This window comes from Nitrosomonas cryotolerans ATCC 49181 (assembly GCF_900143275.1).
Taxonomy (GTDB): domain Bacteria; phylum Pseudomonadota; class Gammaproteobacteria; order Burkholderiales; family Nitrosomonadaceae; genus Nitrosomonas; species Nitrosomonas cryotolerans.
The window spans coordinates 1,248,428-1,266,029 of the sequence record NZ_FSRO01000001.1 but is presented as its reverse complement, the minus strand read 5'-3'; the positions used below and the strand labels follow the sequence as shown (position 1 = coordinate 1,266,029).

The following is a 17,602-nucleotide window of genomic DNA, read 5'->3' as shown; positions in this document are numbered from 1 at the left end:
CTTAGTTTGTTTTATTAAGTAGGATCATCTTAATCAGCTACAGTAAGCGATATATGACAGGTAGGCTTAGCAATACGATTCCCGCGTCCTTTTGCGCGCGGGCTTGTCCGCATCATGAAAGTGCCACGATCAACATAAATGGATAATACTTTAAGCTCATCAATATCCGCACCATCATTATGCTCTGCATTTGCTATTGCTGACTCAAGCAGTTTCTTAATGATAGCCGCCCCCTTCTTTGGGCTAAAAGCTAACAAATTCAGAGCCTTGTCAACCGGCATCCCTCTAATCTGGTTTGCCACAAGACGTCCTTTTTGATTAGATAACCTAACACCACGTAATATTGCAGTTGTTTGCATTATGCTAATTCCTATCTTTTAGATCCAACGGCTTTTTTATCCCCCGCATGACCTTTGAAAGTTCTCGTATTTGAAAACTCTCCAAATTTATGCCCAACCATATTCTCTGTTACATATACCGGAATATGCTGCTTACCATTATGCACTGCAATTGTAAGTCCAATGAAATCAGGTATTATAGTAGACCTTCTAGACCATGTCTTAATTGGTCTCTTATCATTGGTAGCACGAGCTGCTTCAATTTTATCTATTAAATGCAGATCTACAAATGGTCCTTTTTTTACAGAACGAGCCATTTAACTATCATCCCTTCTTAGAATAACGACGACGAACAATCATCACATCAGTACGCTTATTTGAGCGAGTTCTATATCCTTTAGCTGGCGTTCCCCAAGGACTTACTGGATGCCTACCGGCAGCCGTTTTACCCTCACCGCCACCATGTGGATGATCGACAGGATTCATTGCTACACCACGAACAGTTGGACGAATACCTCTCCAACGTTGCGCACCAGCTTTTCCAATTGATCTTAGACTATGTTCTTCATTACCAACTTCGCCTATAGTAGCACGACAATCAAGATGAATTTTTCTTATTTCACCGGAACGTAACTTTATTTGTGAATAATTTCCATCCTTTGCCTGCAATTGTACCGATGTACCAGCAGACCTTGCAAGTTGGGCGCCTTTACCCGGCAACAGTTCAACACAATGAATTGTAGTACCAATAGGAATATTTCTTAACGGCAAAGCATTACCCGTTTTAATTTGCACACCAGGTCCACTACTCAGTTGCATTCCAACCGATACACCTTTAGGTGCAATTATGTAACGACGTTCACCATCAGAATAGCAAACCAATGCTAAATTGGCACTTCTATTAGGATCATATTCAATCCGCTCAATTCTGGCGATTACATTATCTTTATTTCTGCGAAAATCAATATGCCTATAATGCTGCTTATGGCCACCGCCTCTATGTCTCGTCGTTATATGACCATTATGATTACGGCCAGCTGTTTTTGATTGTTTCTCTAAAAGCTTACTATAAGGCGCCCCCTTATATAGCTCCTTATTAACAAGCCTAACAACAGAACGGCGTCCAGGAGATGTTGGCCTTAATTTAACAAGTGCCATTACTTATCCTCCCCCGTTGAAAATTCTGTATAATTAATTTCTTTACCATCTTTTAAACTTACAAAAGCTTTTTTCCAACCACTGCGTTGTCCCATATGGCGGCCAAAACGTTTTTTCTTACCTTTTACGTTTAAAACCTGAACACTATCCACATTGATTTTTTGTTCTTTCCACAATAACTCAATTGCAGCTTTAATCTCTATTTTTGTTGCATCATGAGCAACACGAAAAACCGACTGTTTATTTTTTTCACCAATATGTGTCGCTTTTTCCGATATTTGAGGAGCAAGAATTATTTGTAATAAACGCTCTTGATTATTTATCGCGTTTTTCATATCAGAAACTCCTCAAATTTTTTAAGTCCTTCTGTAGTTATTAGAACTTTCTTATATCTGAGAAGGCTAACAGGATCAGCATGCTTCACTTCAACAATCAATACCTTAGGTATATTGCGAGATGACAGATACAAGTTTTCATTAATTTCATTAGAAATGATCATGACTTCATCAAGATCGAGATTCTTTAATTTCGCAGAAAATATTTTTGTCTTTGGTTCATCTACAGTGATTGTATCGACTATCGAAATACGGTTCTCACGAGCTAATTGAGACAATATAACGCAAATACCAGCACGATACATTTTTCGATTTATTTTTTGACTAAAATTCTCATCAGGACTATTCGGAAACACTTTTCCACCGCCGCGCCAGATCGGGCTGGATGCAGCACCAACACGCGCCCGACCTGTTCCCTTCTGACGCCATGGCTTCCGTTTGGATTTCGAAATATCAGATCGTCCTTTTTGCGCACGATTAGCACTTCTGGCATTAGCCAAGTATGATCTAATTACCTGATGAACAAGCGCTTCATTATATTCCCGTCCAAACAAAGCATCTGAAACAGAAATACTGCCCACTGCTTGCTCTTTTTCACTAACAAGCTTCAGTTCCATTATGCATTCACCTTCTTACCATTTTTTTCTTCAATCGCTAACTGAGCATGCTTAATACTTGGGCGTATCAATACTTCATTACCCTTAGAACCAGGAATTGCACCCTTTACCAGCAACAGACTACGTTCAACATCAATTCTTAATATTTCAAGGTTTTGAGTAGTCCGACGCACACCACCTAAGCGCCCCGACATCCGCTTTCCTGGAAAAACGCGACCAGGATCCTGAGCCATACCGATTGAACCCGGTTTTCTATGCGCTTTTGAATTACCATGACTCGCACGATTAGAAGAAAAATGATGGCGCTTAATCGTACCAGCATAACCCTTTCCGATAGTAGTGCCCGTTACATCTATTTTTTGCCCTATCTCAAAAATACTAATTTCAATGGCATTACCAGATTGATAGTTATCCAATTCTTCAGATACAACTCGAAATTCTCTTAGCCTGCTTCCTGCTTCAAGACCAGCTTTTGCAAAATGTCCCGCTTCTGATTTACTTACTCTACTTGCACGTCTTTTCCCAAATGATACTTGAACTGCAAAATACCCATCAGTTTCAGGTTTTTTTATTTGGCTGATGTAATTATGCGACACGTCAAGAACCGTTACCGGCAGACTCTCGCCATTTTCCGAGAAAATTCGGGTCATACCGATCTTTCGACCGATTAATCCTAAACTCATTTTTTTCCCTTTTATAAAGGTGTCGATTTCAATTGATCGACAATATGCCGTATATGGCGAGTTAATCAGATATTTAACCTCAGTAATTTCGGCCAGATCCAATCCGGCCAATATAAAACAAGGTTATAGTTTTATTTCAACATCCACACCTGCAGGTAGATCTAATTTCATCAATGCATCAACCGTTTTATCTGTTGGATCGATAATATCCATCAAACGAAGATGTGTACGTATTTCAAACTGATCTCTAGACGTTTTATTAACATGAGGAGAACGTAAAATATCAAAGCGTTCGATACGCGTCGGCAACGGAACAGGGCCCTTTACAACAGCACCAGTTCGTTTTGCGGTTTCAACAATCTCCAATGCAGACTTATCTATCAATCGATAATCGAAAGCCTTAAGGCGAATTCTAATTTTTTGGTTTTGCATATTCTAAACCTCAGTTTTAAGAGCTTGCGATATAGTGATATCAGCCTAAATATAGAATATTCGCTGCTATTCTATTTATGTTATTCAATAACCTTTGCAACCACACCCGCACCTACCGTCCTACCACCTTCACGGATCGCGAAACGCAAACCATCTTCCATTGCAATCGGCGCTATCAGGTTTACCGTTACAGAAACATTATCGCCCGGCATTACCATTTCGGTTCCAGATGGCAATTCAATTGCACCAGTGACATCCGTAGTGCGAAAATAGAACTGAGGGCGATAGCCTGGAAAAAACGGGGTATGTCGCCCTCCCTCTTCCTTACTAAGCACATAGATCTCAGCCGTAAACTTAGTATGCGGAGAAATACTACCCGGCTTGGCTAAAACCTGACCTCGCTCGACTTCTTCGCGCTTGGTTCCGCGCAACAATACTCCAACATTATCACCCGCCTGCCCCTGATCCAACAGCTTTCGGAACATTTCCACACCGGTGCACACTGTTTTTAATGTAGGCCTCAATCCAACGATTTCTATTTCTTCACCAACTTTAACAATGCCACGTTCGACACGTCCTGTTACAACCGTTCCACGTCCAGAAATTGAAAAAACATCTTCTACCGGCATAATAAATGCCCCATCGATTGCACGCTCAGGATCCGGTATATAACTATCCAATGCCTCTGCTAATTTCAATATAGACGGCTCACCGATTTCAGTTTGATCTCCTTCAAGAGCCTTTAATGCTGAGCCTACAATAATTGGCGTATCATCACCGGGAAAATCATATTTAGACAGTAGTTCACGTATTTCCATCTCTACTAACTCTAATAACTCGGCATCATCAACCATATCCGCTTTATTCATGTAAACAATAATATAGGGCACTCCGACTTGGCGAGCCAACAATATATGCTCACGTGTTTGCGGCATTGGCCCATCAGCAGCCGATACTACTAATATGGCTCCATCCATCTGTGCCGCACCTGTAATCATGTTTTTAACATAATCAGCATGACCTGGACAGTCTACATGCGCATAATGGCGATTATCTGTTTCATATTCCACATGCGAAGTATTGATAGTAATCCCACGTGAACGTTCTTCAGGAGCTGAATCAATTTGCGCGTAACTTTTCGCTTCACCACCAAATCGTTTTGTTAATATCGTTGTAATCGCTGCAGTTAGCGTAGTTTTACCATGATCCACATGACCTATAGTGCCTACATTAACGTGCGGCTTTTTCCGCTCAAATTTGCTTTTTGCCATGACTTATCCCTTTACACTCCAAACAATTATTTTTTATTCATGATTGCTTCCGCAACACTCTTTGGTGCTTCAGCATAGTGCTTGAATTCCATTGTATATGTTGCACGACCCTGTGTAGCAGAACGTAATGCTGTGGCATAACCAAACATTTCAGCTAGCGGAACTTCAGCACGTATCACCTTTAAGCCAGGCAAATCATCCATACCTTGTATCATTCCACGACGTGATGACAAATCACCTACCACATTACCCATAAAATCTGCGGGCGATTCGACCTCTACGGCCATCATAGGCTCAAGCAGTACAGGGCTTGCCTTTCTCATTCCATCCTTAAATGCTATCGATGCAGCCATCTTAAAAGCATTTTCATTGGAATCAACATCGTGATATGAACCATCGAACAAAGTGACCTTAACATCCACTACTGGATATCCAGCCAACACACCATTAGGCAATGTTTCACGCAGTCCTTTCTCAACTGCCGGTATATATTCTCGTGGCACGACACCACCTTTAATCGCATCAACGAACTCAAATCCTTTTCCAGACTCATTCGGCTCCATCTTAAGCCACACATGACCATATTGACCACGTCCACCAGATTGCTTAACAAATTTACCTTCTATCTCAATTGGCTTTTTAATAGCTTCTCGATAAGCAACCTGTGGTGCACCAACGTTTGCCTCAACACCAAACTCTCGCTTCATACGATCTACAATTATCTCCAGATGCAACTCACCCATACCGGAAATAATCGTTTGGCCTGACTCTTCATCTGTGCGCACTCGAAACGACGGATCTTCCTGTGCCAGTCGATTCAATGCTATGCCCATTTTCTCTTGGTCAATTTTAGTTTTTGGCTCTACTGCTACATGAATAACAGGATCCGGAAATTCCATACGCTCTAATGTGATAATTGCTTGCGGATCACATAACGTATCACCTGTTACTGCTTCTTTTAGCCCTACCGCTGCCGCTATATCCCCAGCCCGTACTTCTTTAACTTCTTCGCGTTGATTAGCATGCATTTGCAACAGGCGACCTATCCGTTCTTTACGACCCTTAACAGGGTTATAAATAGTGTCGCCAGATGCCACAACTCCAGAGTAAACTCTGAAAAATATCAATTGCCCTACATAAGGATCTGTTGCAATTTTAAATGCCAAACCTGAGAAAGGCTCATCATCCGTAGCATGACGCTTATCTGCCTCTCCATTTTCCTTTTCTCCTTCAATAGCAAGAATGTCTACGGGCGATGGCAAATAATCAAGAACGGCATCCAACATCGCTTGAACGCCTTTATTCTTGAATGCCGTACCACATAGCATAGGAATAATTTCATTATTAACTGTACGAATTCGCAATCCTTTCTTAATATCTGAAACGCTCAATTCACCGCTTTCAAGATATCTATTCATTAAATCTTCATTTGCTTCTGCAGCAGATTCGAGCATTTTTTCATGCCATTCTTTTGCTTCCTCAAGCATCTCAGGAGCAATTTCACGCTCTTCATATTTCAAACCGCGGCTAGCTTCATCCCAGTATATAGACCTCATCTTAACCAGATCGATTACACCTTCGAATTTGTCTTCTGCTCCAATTGGCAGCTGAATGGGCACCGGTGTTGCTTTTAAACGTGTTTTTATTTGCTCATAAACACGCATAAAATTCGCACCCGATCTATCCATTTTATTTACGAAAGCCAGTCGGGGCACTTTATATTTATTTGCTTGACGCCAAACTGTTTCGGTCTGAGGCTGAACTCCACCCACCGCACAAAATACCGTACAGGCACCATCCAACACACGCAAGGACCTTTCTACCTCAATGGTAAAATCCACGTGTCCGGGTGTATCAATGATATTAACTCGATGCTCGGGATAACTACCGTCCATCCCTTTCCAGAAACATGTCGTTGCCGCCGAGGTAATAGTGATACCTCTTTCCTGTTCCTGTTCCATCCAATCCATTGTAGCAGCGCCGTCATGCACTTCGCCAATTTTATGAGACACACCAGTATAAAATAGAACGCGCTCTGTCGTTGTTGTTTTACCAGCGTCGATATGCGCCATAATTCCGATGTTTCGATAGCGCTCAATGGGAGTTTTTCTTGCCACGGTATTATTGCCTTAAGTTTATACCCTTAACCTTAATAGGGTATTTCGGTTCTACAATTATCTGTTATTAGTATAATTCAATATTTTGACTTATTTTAAGTCAAATTAAAATCGATAGTGCGAGAATGCTTTATTTGATTCCGCCATCCGATGAATTTCCTCTCGTTTCTTCACAGCACCGCCACGGCCTTCCGATGCTTCAGAAAGTTCTCCTGCTAACCGCACATCCATGGACTTTTCACTTCTTTTTCTAGCTGCGTCACGAAGCCACCGCATCGCTAAGGCGTTACGTCGCACAGACCTCACCTCAACTGGAACCTGGTAATTTGCGCCACCTACTCTACGACTTTTGACTTCCACCATTGGCCGGACATTCGATAGCGCCTGAGTAAATACTTCTAACGGATCTTTCCCCGTTTTCTTCTCAATAGCATCCATAGCGCCGTATATAATTCTCTCCGCCACTGATTTTTTACCACGCGTCATGAGCACGTTAACGAATTTTGCCAGCTCTATATTATGGTATTTTGGATCTGGCAATATTTCACGTTTCGGTACTTCTCTGCGTCTTGGCATTCCTTGACCTCGTTAATTTTATCTATCTATTACACAAAAACTGTATAAACTATTTTAATTCAAAAGACTACGCAGTCTTCGGTTTTTTAGAACCATATTTCGACCGTCCCTGCTTCCGATCCTTCACACCCGCAGTATCCAGACTTCCCCGCACCGTATGATAACGCACACCCGGCAGGTCCTTTACACGACCTCCACGAATTAGTACTACAGAATGCTCCTGCAAATTATGACCTTCGCCACCGATATAAGTTGATACCTCATATCCATTTGTTAAACGTACCCTCGCCACTTTTCGCAGCGCTGAGTTAGGCTTTTTTGGCGTTGTTGTATAAACTCTTGTGCAAACGCCTCTTTTCTGCGGACTATTTTCTAGCGCAGGAACATTACTCTTGAGTCTCTTTGCAGTACGGGGCTTGCGGACTAACTGACTAATTGTCGGCATTTCTGTTTCCTAAAAAACTGAGACGGCTTATAGCCGTCCATATTGTATTTTATTCACTCTGCTTATAATATCCTGATTACTAACTTTATATTAGCAATTCCTACCCTATCAAATCACTCGACAGGTACGATAAAAAGAGAGCGGATTCTATGGGGTTTATTCTCCTGTGTCAAGCCTTCAATAGATTAAATCTATAATCTATATTACTACAATTCATCTAATCAATAAAACCAATACATTCATATTAGTCTCTAAAATTTTGATATTGCAACGGAAATTCTAGAACTGATTTCTTGACTAAATTTATTGTTTCCTGCAACACATCTTTCTTCGCCCCTGTAATACGGACTACATCACCTTGTATACTTGCCTGGACCTTCAATTTACTGTCTTTAATCAGTCTGACAATTTTTTTTGCTAACTCGGTCTCAATACCCGTCTTTACCGTTACTAACTGCTTAACCTTATTTCCACTTATCTTCCCTACTTGCCCTTTGTCCAAACAACGCACATCCACTGCTCTTCTGGTGAGCTTTGTTCGAAGAATATCCATTATCTGCTCGAGCTTGAATTCATCATCAGCATAAACCGTGAGATTATAATCCGTTTGCTCTACGCGCGCATCCGATCCCTTAAAATCAAATCGAGTATTAACTTCTTTGTTAACCTGCTCAATTGCATTCCGGACTTCCTGTTTATCAACTTCAGAAGTAATATCAAACGACGGCATGACAATTCCCTTTAATTCAACAACAAACACCAAAGCCTTCTCGAAATAGCGACATACCCAGCAACATAGGTCCTATTACAAAAACAAAACTCATTAAAATCTAACCAACCTGCTTATTTGTTTTTTTCTGCAATCCCCGCGGCAATTCGCATTCGTAATGCATTTAGCTTAATAAAACCTACCGCATCTACCTGATTATACGCACCTTTATCTTCTTCAAACGTAGCAATATCAGCATTAAACAGAGAATGAGTTTGTGACTCTCGACCCACAACGATAATATTTCCTTTATATAACTTAACTCTTACCCACCCATTCACATTAACTTGCGAAGCATCAATCATAGTCTGCATCAGTTCACGCTCCGGACTCCACCAGTAGCCATTATAAATTAAAGTCGCATAACGTGGCATCAACTCATCTTTCAAATGCGCCACTTCGCGATCCAGCGTAATAGATTCAATGGCACGATGAGCGCGCAGTAAAATAGCACCACCCGGCGTCTCGTAACATCCTCTAGATTTCATGCCAACATAGCGATTTTCAACTAAATCCAAACGGCCGATCCCATGCTTTCCACCCAACTGATTCAGTTTTGCAAGCACATTCGCCGGAGATAATTTTTCACCATTAAGTGCAACAACATCACCTCGCTGGTATTCCAGATCAAGATATTCCGCCTTATCAGGCGCATTCTCAGGCGAAACACTCCAACGCCACATGGATTCTTCGGGCTCCTTTGCAGGATCTTCTAACATCCGACCTTCATAGGAAATATGTAGCAAATTCGCATCCATACTATAAGGCGAACCTGTTTTCTTCTTCATCTCCACCGGAATACCATGCCGCTCCGCATATTGCACCAATTTTTCTCGAGATGTTAAATCCCATTCCCGCCATGGCGCAATGACACAGATATCAGGCTTTAACGCGTAATAGCCTAATTCAAAGCGTACCTGATCATTACCCTTACCAGTTGCACCATGTGAAACGGCATCAGCTTCGGTTTCTTTTACAATTTCAATCTGTCGTTTTGCTATCAACGGGCGCGCTATACTGGTGCCCAGCAAGTATTCGCCCTCATAAATAGCATTAGCACGAAACATAGGAAACACAAAATCGCGCACAAATTCTTCACGCAAATCTTCAATGTAAATTTCCTTCACACCAAGCTGCTTCGCTTTTACACGGGCCGGCTCAACCTCTTCCCCTTGACCAATATCAGCGGTAAATGTCACAATTTCGCATTGATAAGTATCCTGTAACCACTTCAGAATTACTGAGGTATCTAATCCCCCTGAAAAAGCCAAGACTACTTTTTTAATTTTATCCATACTCTTCTTATTAGCCAATATTATCCAACCAGGTTCCAGCCAAATGAATCTTTATTCACATTAATTATCCTAACTTTCTATCCGAATCTTTCCTAGTAACAAATATTCCATCAAAGCTTTCTGCGTATGCAACCGATTCTCAGCCTCTTCCCATACAATAGATTGCGGACCATCAATAACCTCTGCAGAAACCTCTTCTCCACGGTGAGCAGGCAAACAATGCATAAACAAAGCATCCTTCTTAGCAAAAGACATCATTTCAGAATCTACGCAAAAATTAGCAAAATCATCTTTCCGTGCCTCAGTCTCCGCCTCAAAACCCATGCTGGTCCAAACATCGGTTGTAACGAGATCCACATCTTTCACCGCATTTAATGGACAAGCAAATTCCTCAAAATGGCCGGTGCCGTTCAGTCCGACACGCTCCGGCTCGATTTCATAACCGGGTGGGGTAGAAACGTGCATCTTAAAATTAAATATCTCAGCGGCTTGCAGCCAAGTATTGCACATGTTATTCGAATCACCAATCCATGCAACTGTTTTACCCGCAATACTGCCTCTTTGTTCAATAAAAGTAAAAATATCACTCATAATCTGACAAGGATGATATTCATCTGTCAGCCCGTTAATAATAGGTACACACGAATTCTCAGCGAAACGTCTGATAATGTCATGCTCATAAGTACGAATCATTATGATATCAACCATGCGCGAAATTACTCGCGCAGCATCTTCAACCGGCTCGCCACGCCCTAACTGGGTATCTCGCGTTGAAAGATAGATAGCCGTACCGCCAAGCTGATGCATACCTGCTTCAAATGATAATCGTGTACGCGTAGAGTTTTTATCAAAAATCATGGCTAATGTTCGATCAGCCAGCGGCCAGTATCGCCGGTACTGCTTGAATTCCTGCTTAATCCAACGAGCACGCTCAAACACATACTCGTATTCTTCACGACAAAAATCATTAAACTGCAAAAAGTGCTTTAATTCCATATATAAGCTAAGCCAATGAAAACAATAGAACGGATGAGACCTTTGCAAAACCCCAATAGTTGAAAAATTAACTCTTTACAATCAATAGTCGAAAACTTCTGGCGAGGGTTTTTGCAAAAGTCTCCGGATATATACTGAAAAACCGACTGGCTTTACAGTATTTACTACCTGCTCAGTCACTAAAAAATTCTTTTATCAACAAGCAGACGGCATCCACCATTTGCTCAGCTTCGCTTTGCTGCATTACCAGCGCCGGCAATAAACGCACTACTCTGTCTGATGTTACATTAATCAATAATTTTTTCTCTAAAGCTTTTTTCACTAGCTCACCACAGGGAATAGAGAGTTCGATACCCATCATCAACCCCTGCCCCCTAATTTGCACGACACCTGCTTCGTCTGCAAGCTGCTTTTTTAATCTATCACGTATCAAGTTACCTAAATTCATGGCGTGCTCGATAAGATTATCCTCTGCAATCACATCCAATGTAGTAAGTGCAGCCGCGCAAGCAAGCGGATTGCCACCAAAAGTAGACGCATGATTACCAGGCTTAAACACCTCAGCAGCTATGCCGCTAGCAAGACAAGCACCAATAGCCACACCAGAACCCAGACCCTTAGCCAACGTCATCACATCTGGAATAATATCGCTATGTTGAAAAGCGAACCATTTTCCACTTCGACCTATTCCGCATTGCACTTCATCTAACATCAACAGCCAGCCATGCTGATCACATATTTTACGCAGATCCTGCAAATAATGTGCCTGCGGGATATTAACACCACCTTCACCTTGATATGGCTCAACCAATATCGCAACAACATTTTTATTATTAACCGCCACCTGCGTCACTGCTTCCAGATTATTATAAGGAACCCTTACAAAACCGGTCAGCAACGGCTCAAATCCAGCTTGCACCCTCCGGTTGCCACTTGCTGTTAAAGTTGCCATAGTTCGACCATGAAATGACCGTTCCATCACAATAATAGTGGGCAAATCTATACCGTTGTTATGCCCATAAAGTCTTGCTAACTTAATTGCCGTTTCATTGGCTTCTGCACCTGAATTACAGAAAAAGACATTATCCATATTCGATAATGTGGCCAGCCTGGTAGCCAGCTGTTCCTGATTATCAATACCATAAAGATTAGAAGTATGAATCAGCCGTTTGGCCTGTTCACAAAGCGCTTTTGTCAGCTTTGGATGACAATGCCCCAACCCACACACAGCGATACCGGCAAGCGCATCAAGATAGCGCTGACCTTGGTTATCCCACAACCACACCCCTTCTCCTTTAACAAAGGAAACAGGAAGTCGTGAATAAGTATTCATTAGATTTGACACAGGACGGTACTCAATTTTCAAAAGAAGTATGCGCAATACGACAATTAATGTTGTCGCAACATGCTAAATTATATAATTTAGCATGTTTACCTATTTATCTTGCTTTTTCAAGCTTTTTTTCTTCGGCCGTCGATTCACAGCAAATTTATTGTATTTAAAATATCAAAGTTAACAAAGAAATAATAGCAACATGTTAGAATAGGCAGTCAATTATGTGTGGGTATTTATAAAACACCTGTAAAGTGATATACCTGTATCATGACCTACCAACTTACTGTTCTCAAATAATTATAAAAATGGATCAATTTGCAAAGGAAACTTTGCCCATCAGTCTTGAAGAAGAGATGCGGCGATCTTATCTTGATTACGCAATGAGTGTAATTGTAGGGCGCGCGCTTCCAGATGTTCGTGATGGTCTTAAGCCAGTACATCGACGAGTATTATTTGCCATGCATGAGCTGTCTAATGATTGGAACCGTTCCTACAAAAAATCTGCCCGTATAGTCGGTGATGTCATTGGTAAATATCATCCCCATGGTGATACGGCTGTATATGACACCATTGTTCGTATGGCGCAGAATTTCTCACTTCGTTATATGCTGGTAGATGGTCAGGGTAACTTTGGTTCAGTTGATGGAGATAATGCAGCAGCGATGCGTTATACCGAAATCAGAATGTCGCGCATTGCACATGAACTATTAATAGATCTCGATAAAGAGACAGTCGATTTTGGTCCAAATTATGATGACTCAGAAAAAGAACCCTTAATTCTCCCTGCAAAAATCCCCAATTTACTCATTAATGGCTCTTCGGGTATCGCAGTTGGTATGGCAACTAACATACCACCTCATAACTTGAACGAAGTGGTAGAAGCCTGCCTCGCGTTGTTGGGAAATCCTGAAATCAGCATCGATGAGCTTATTGATAGCATTCAAGCACCCGATTTCCCGACAGCCGGCATTATTTATGGCATTGCTGGCGTAAGAGACGGTTATCATACCGGTCGCGGCCGCGTTGTGATGCGGGCACGTACGCATTTTGAGGATATGGATAAAGGTACCCGGCAATGTATCATTGTCGACGAATTACCTTACCAGGTAAATAAAGCCAATTTGCTCATTCGTATTGGCGAACTAGTCCGGGAAAAAAGAATTGAAGGTATCTCTGATTTACGCGATGAATCGGATAAATCAGGCATGCGCGTCGTGATCGAACTTAAACGTGGCGAAGTACCCGAGGTAATATTAAATAACTTGTACAAAGAAACACAGATGCAAGATACCTTCGGTATGAATATGGTGGCTTTACTTGATGGCCAGCCTCAACTGCTGAATCTGAAACAAATCCTGAATGCGTTTCTATGTCACCGCCGCGAAGTTGTAACACGGCGTATTACTTTTGAACTCAAAAAGGCCCGCGAACGGGGTCACCTATTGGAAGGCTTAGCAGTAGCCCTGTCCAACGTTGATGAGATCATCCCCCTCATTAAGGCTTCCCCCACACCATCCGTAGCAAAAGAGGCATTACTGGCAAAAGTATGGCATTCTCAACTGATAAAAGAAATGCTCACCCGTGCAACAACAAATGCAAAAGCACTTCGTCCGGATAGCCTGACCGCGGAGTTTGGATTACAAACAAAAGGATATCGCTTGTCTGATATACAAGCACAAGCGATTCTCGAATTACGTCTACAGCGTTTAACCGGATTAGAACAAGATAAAATCGTTGAAGAATACAAAGATATCATAGATAAAATTCTTGATTACCTCGATATTCTCGCAAATCGGGAACGTATTACCGCCATCATTACGGAAGAACTTCTGGCCATCAAACAGCAATTTGGCGATAAACGTCGTAGTGAAATCGTGACCAGTACTCAGGATTTAAGCATGGAAGACCTGATTACACCAGCAGATGTGGTCGTCACATTATCACACGGTGGTTATATTAAATCGCAGTTATTAGATGATTACCGTGCACAAAAGCGGGGGGGGCGAGGAAAACAGGCCACAGGAACAAAGGAAAACGATTTTATTGACAACCTGTTTATTGCGAACACACACGACTATATTTTATGTTTTTCAAGTCGCGGACGCGTGTACTGGATCAAGGTTTATGCCGTACCACAGGGCAGCCGGTCATCTCGCGGTAAACCTATTGTTAATTTGGTGCACTTGGAAGAGGGTGAAAAAATTAATGCCGTCTTACCCGTAAAATCATTCGATGAGAATCGTTATGTATTTATGGCGACTTCTTTCGGTACCGTCAAGAAAACAGCCTTATCGGAATTTTCACGACCCCGCAGCAACGGTATTATCGCAATTGGCTTGGATGAGGGTGACTATCTTATTGGTGTTGCCTTAACTGAAGGCAAACATGATGTCATGTTATTCTCAGATAATGGCAAAGCAATGCGTTTTGATGAAAATGACGTCAGGCCGGTAGGACGTGGCGCACGAGGCGTCAGGGGAATGAAGCTCAGTGCGGGACATAAAGTCATTTCCATGCTAGTTGCCGAAAGTGAAGAACTGGCGGTATTAACTGCCACTGAAAATGGTTATGGCAAACGCACGCCCATTAGTGAATATACCCGTCATAATCGCGGCACTCAAGGTATGATTGCCATCAAGACCAGCAGTCGTAATGGAAAAGTTGTTACTGCAAAATTGGTTAAGCCGGATGATGAAATTATGCTCATTACAACAGGAGGTGTCCTCATCCGTACTCGCGTCAATGAAGTTCGCGAAATGAGTCGTGCAACGCAAGGAGTGACACTGATCAATCTGGATAAAGGCGAAAAACTGGCCGGATTAGAGAGAGTTGTTGAAACTGACGAAGAATAATAACGCATAATAAGTATATATAACCTTGATATTTCCTCTATCTTTTTTTATATCAGCATCTAAATTTAATGGATCATATATATAATTTTAGTGCCGGACCGGCCGTGTTACCGCAGGAAGTTTTGCAGCAGGCGCGCGATGAGCTGCTGGATTGGCATGGCTGTGGTATGTCCGTTATGGAAATGAGTCACCGCGGCAAAGAATTTATGTCTATTGCTGCAAAAGCTGAGAGTGATTTACGTGAGCTGGCTGCGATACCTCATAATTACAAAGTATTATTTTTGCAAGGAGGCGCTTCCAGTCAGTTTGCCATGGTGCCAATGAACCTATTGCGCGGCAAAAAAACAGCGGATTATATTCATACTGGTCAGTGGTCTCAAAAAGCAATCAATGAGGCAAAAAAATATTGTACTGTCAATATTGCAGCTTCTTCAGAAGATGCAAACTTCACTTATGCACCAGCTCAAGATAAATGGCAGCTTGATTCCAATGCAGCCTATGTTCATTACACACCGAATGAAACCATTGGAGGAGTAGAATTCAACTGGACACCTAAATTAACTCATTCAAACAATAATATTCCACTCGTTGCGGACATGTCTTCAAGTATGTTTTCGCGCCCGTTAGATGTGGCTTCGTTTGGATTGATTTACGCGGGTGCACAAAAAAACATGGGACCCGCAGGATTGACCATAGTGATCATACGTGAAGATTTGTTGGGAATGCCTATACCGGGGACACCCACTATGTTTGATTACAAGGTACATGCGGATCATGATTCCATGTACAACACGCCACCAACCTATGCTTTGTATATTACCGGGCTCGTATTCGAATGGCTAAAGAATTTAGGTGGACTGGCCGCAATAGAAAAACGCAATATTGCCAAAGCTAATCTTTTATATGATTTGTTTGATACGAATGATTTCTATCACTGTCCCGTTACCAAATCTGATCGTTCACATATGAATGTGCCTTTCACATTAAAAAATCCGGCTCTGGATAGTGAATTTCTGAAGCAGGCTCAGGCACACGGATTGATCCAGTTAAAAGGTCATCGCTCCGTAGGTGGTATGCGTGCTTCAATTTACAATGCAATGCCCATTGAAGGTGTCATGAAACTGGTAGCATTTATGAAGGAATTTGCAAGTAATCATGCCTGAACGTCAACACAAGATCTTCAATATCCGGACCTTTAATCAGATTTCACCCCGAGGATTGAAATGCTTCCCGGCAAATCACTATCAGGTGAGCGATACTAGTGCTAACCCGGATGCTATCCTTGTACGCTCACATAATATGCTGAAAATGCATATCCCGGACAGCGTCCTAGCAATAGGACGTGCAGGAGCCGGAACTAATAATATACCCGTTACGAATATGAGTTCCCGGGGCATCCCTGTGTTCAATACTCCAGGAGCCAATGCCAACGCAGTCAAAGAACTGGTGCTGGCCGGAATGCTACTGGCGGCAAGAAATTTAGTGCCCGCACTACACTTTTCCGAGCATTTGCAAGGCGATGATGCTACCTTACACAAAGCAGCTGAAGCGGAAAAAAAACAATTTTCTGGCATAGAATTACCTGGGCGCACGTTAGGCATTATTGGTTTGGGTGAAATCGGAAGACTCGTAGCGGATGTGGCACTTAAACTGGGCATGAAAGTCATCGGTTATGATCCCAAGATAACAATCGATTCTGCCTGGAGCCTATCGTCAGCAGTAAAAAAAGCACAAGATATTGAAGAAATTATACGTCGCAGTGATTTTATTACACTGCATGTTCCATTATTGGATACAACACGCCATCTTATTAATGAAGAAAACGTGAGCAGCATGAGACCAGATACGATTTTGCTGAATTTCTCACGTGGCGGCGTTATTGATGAAAATGCAGTTTTGGCAGGCCTCCAGAATCACAAAATCAAATACTATGTTTGCGACTTCCCAAGTCAGAAATTACTGCACCACAAGGCAGTTATTACCTTACCCCATTTAGGCGCATCTACTCTGGAAGCAGAAGAAAACTGCGCTGTGATGGTAGCGAATCAGCTCGTAGATTACCTCCAGAATGGTAATATTACTAATACGGTTAATTTTCCTAATATCACAATGGAACGTGAATCACCTTATCGAGTAGCAGTAGCTAATGCCAATGTTCCCAATCTACTGGGACAAATCTCTACCAGTATGGCAAAAGCTAATTTAAATATACACAATATGACCAATAAATCACGTGGAGAAATGGCTTACACGTTAGTGGATGTCGACAGCATGGTACCCCAACAGGTAATCGATGATCTTGCCAGGATACCTGGTGTTCTCATGACACGCTACCTGCCCACTTTGATTCAATAATTTTTGTTAAGCCAGATATCATTATAT

18 protein-coding genes are annotated in these 17,602 nt (G+C 42.0%); 3 read left to right on the top strand and 15 right to left on the bottom strand.

What is annotated here, in order from left to right; all coding sequences use genetic code 11:
* Window positions 1-29: 29 nt before the first annotated feature.
* The 15 genes from rplV to BUQ89_RS05525 form a co-directional block, all read right to left on the bottom strand.
* On the bottom strand, window positions 30-359 hold the full coding sequence (gene rplV, locus BUQ89_RS05595; protein ID WP_028461316.1) for a 50S ribosomal protein L22: 330 nt from the start codon (window positions 357-359) through the stop codon (window positions 30-32).
* Window positions 360-370: 11 nt separating this feature from the next.
* Window positions 371-655 carry a 30S ribosomal protein S19 gene (rpsS, locus tag BUQ89_RS05590; protein WP_028461317.1) on the bottom strand — a complete coding sequence of 95 codons (285 nt, stop codon included), beginning with the start codon at window positions 653-655 and terminating at the stop codon, window positions 371-373.
* A gap of 7 nt (window positions 656-662) precedes the next feature.
* Window positions 663-1,496, bottom strand: coding sequence for a 50S ribosomal protein L2 (rplB, locus tag BUQ89_RS05585; RefSeq protein WP_028461318.1), 834 nt, complete (start codon window positions 1,494-1,496; stop codon window positions 663-665).
* The gene (gene rplW / locus BUQ89_RS05580) at window positions 1,496-1,831 is read right to left on the bottom strand and encodes a 50S ribosomal protein L23 (protein WP_028461319.1); all 336 of its coding nucleotides are present in this window, start codon (window positions 1,829-1,831) and stop codon (window positions 1,496-1,498) included. Before rplW ends, rplB begins: the two co-directional genes overlap by 1 nt.
* Window positions 1,828-2,448 carry a 50S ribosomal protein L4 gene (gene rplD, locus BUQ89_RS05575; RefSeq protein ID WP_028461320.1) on the bottom strand — a complete coding sequence of 207 codons (621 nt, stop codon included), beginning with the start codon at window positions 2,446-2,448 and terminating at the stop codon, window positions 1,828-1,830. Before rplD ends, rplW begins: the two co-directional genes overlap by 4 nt.
* Window positions 2,448-3,131 (bottom strand): 50S ribosomal protein L3, encoded by a 684-nt coding sequence (gene rplC / locus BUQ89_RS05570; protein ID WP_036572930.1) that lies wholly within the window; start codon window positions 3,129-3,131, stop codon window positions 2,448-2,450. The genes rplD and rplC overlap by 1 nt, the downstream gene beginning before the upstream one ends.
* A 123-nt stretch (window positions 3,132-3,254) precedes the next feature.
* Window positions 3,255-3,563 carry a 30S ribosomal protein S10 gene (rpsJ, locus tag BUQ89_RS05565; protein ID WP_028461321.1) on the bottom strand — a complete coding sequence of 103 codons (309 nt, stop codon included), beginning with the start codon at window positions 3,561-3,563 and terminating at the stop codon, window positions 3,255-3,257.
* An 80-nt stretch (window positions 3,564-3,643) separates the two neighbouring features.
* A complete protein-coding gene (gene tuf, locus BUQ89_RS05560) occupies window positions 3,644-4,834 on the bottom strand; it encodes an elongation factor Tu (RefSeq protein WP_028461322.1) in 1,191 nt (396 codons plus the stop codon).
* 26 nt (window positions 4,835-4,860) lie between these two features.
* Complete coding sequence (gene fusA / locus BUQ89_RS05555) at window positions 4,861-6,951, bottom strand: elongation factor G (RefSeq protein WP_028461323.1); 2,091 nt, start codon at window positions 6,949-6,951, stop codon at window positions 4,861-4,863.
* Between the two features lie 105 nt (window positions 6,952-7,056).
* On the bottom strand, window positions 7,057-7,527 hold the full coding sequence (gene rpsG / locus BUQ89_RS05550; RefSeq protein ID WP_028461324.1) for a 30S ribosomal protein S7: 471 nt from the start codon (window positions 7,525-7,527) through the stop codon (window positions 7,057-7,059).
* A 67-nt stretch (window positions 7,528-7,594) separates the two neighbouring features.
* Window positions 7,595-7,972: a 30S ribosomal protein S12 gene (rpsL, locus tag BUQ89_RS05545; RefSeq protein WP_028461325.1), complete on the bottom strand. Its 378-nt coding sequence runs from the start codon at window positions 7,970-7,972 to the stop codon at window positions 7,595-7,597.
* A 244-nt stretch (window positions 7,973-8,216) separates the two neighbouring features.
* Complete coding sequence (locus tag BUQ89_RS05540) at window positions 8,217-8,702, bottom strand: YajQ family cyclic di-GMP-binding protein (RefSeq protein ID WP_028461326.1); 486 nt, start codon at window positions 8,700-8,702, stop codon at window positions 8,217-8,219.
* 113 nt (window positions 8,703-8,815) lie between these two features.
* Window positions 8,816-10,036 carry an argininosuccinate synthase gene (locus tag BUQ89_RS05535; protein WP_028461327.1) on the bottom strand — a complete coding sequence of 407 codons (1,221 nt, stop codon included), beginning with the start codon at window positions 10,034-10,036 and terminating at the stop codon, window positions 8,816-8,818.
* A 69-nt stretch (window positions 10,037-10,105) separates the two neighbouring features.
* On the bottom strand, window positions 10,106-11,032 hold the full coding sequence (gene argF, locus BUQ89_RS05530; protein ID WP_028461328.1) for an ornithine carbamoyltransferase: 927 nt from the start codon (window positions 11,030-11,032) through the stop codon (window positions 10,106-10,108).
* A 172-nt stretch (window positions 11,033-11,204) separates the two neighbouring features.
* Window positions 11,205-12,377 carry an aspartate aminotransferase family protein gene (locus BUQ89_RS05525; protein WP_028461329.1) on the bottom strand — a complete coding sequence of 391 codons (1,173 nt, stop codon included), beginning with the start codon at window positions 12,375-12,377 and terminating at the stop codon, window positions 11,205-11,207.
* Between the two features lie 296 nt (window positions 12,378-12,673).
* On the opposite strand from BUQ89_RS05525, the gene gyrA reads away from it, so the two are divergent.
* The 3 genes from gyrA (at window position 12,674) to BUQ89_RS05510 (ending at window position 17,575) form a co-directional block, all read left to right on the top strand.
* Window positions 12,674-15,220 carry a DNA gyrase subunit A gene (gene gyrA, locus BUQ89_RS05520; protein ID WP_028461330.1) on the top strand — a complete coding sequence of 849 codons (2,547 nt, stop codon included), beginning with the start codon at window positions 12,674-12,676 and terminating at the stop codon, window positions 15,218-15,220.
* Between the two features lie 68 nt (window positions 15,221-15,288).
* A complete protein-coding gene (gene serC / locus BUQ89_RS05515; RefSeq protein WP_028461331.1) occupies window positions 15,289-16,383 on the top strand; it encodes a 3-phosphoserine/phosphohydroxythreonine transaminase in 1,095 nt (364 codons plus the stop codon).
* Window positions 16,376-17,575, top strand: coding sequence for a 3-phosphoglycerate dehydrogenase family protein (locus tag BUQ89_RS05510; RefSeq protein ID WP_028461332.1), 1,200 nt, complete (start codon window positions 16,376-16,378; stop codon window positions 17,573-17,575). The genes serC and BUQ89_RS05510 overlap by 8 nt, the downstream gene beginning before the upstream one ends.
* The last annotated feature ends 27 nt before the right edge of the window (window positions 17,576-17,602 follow it).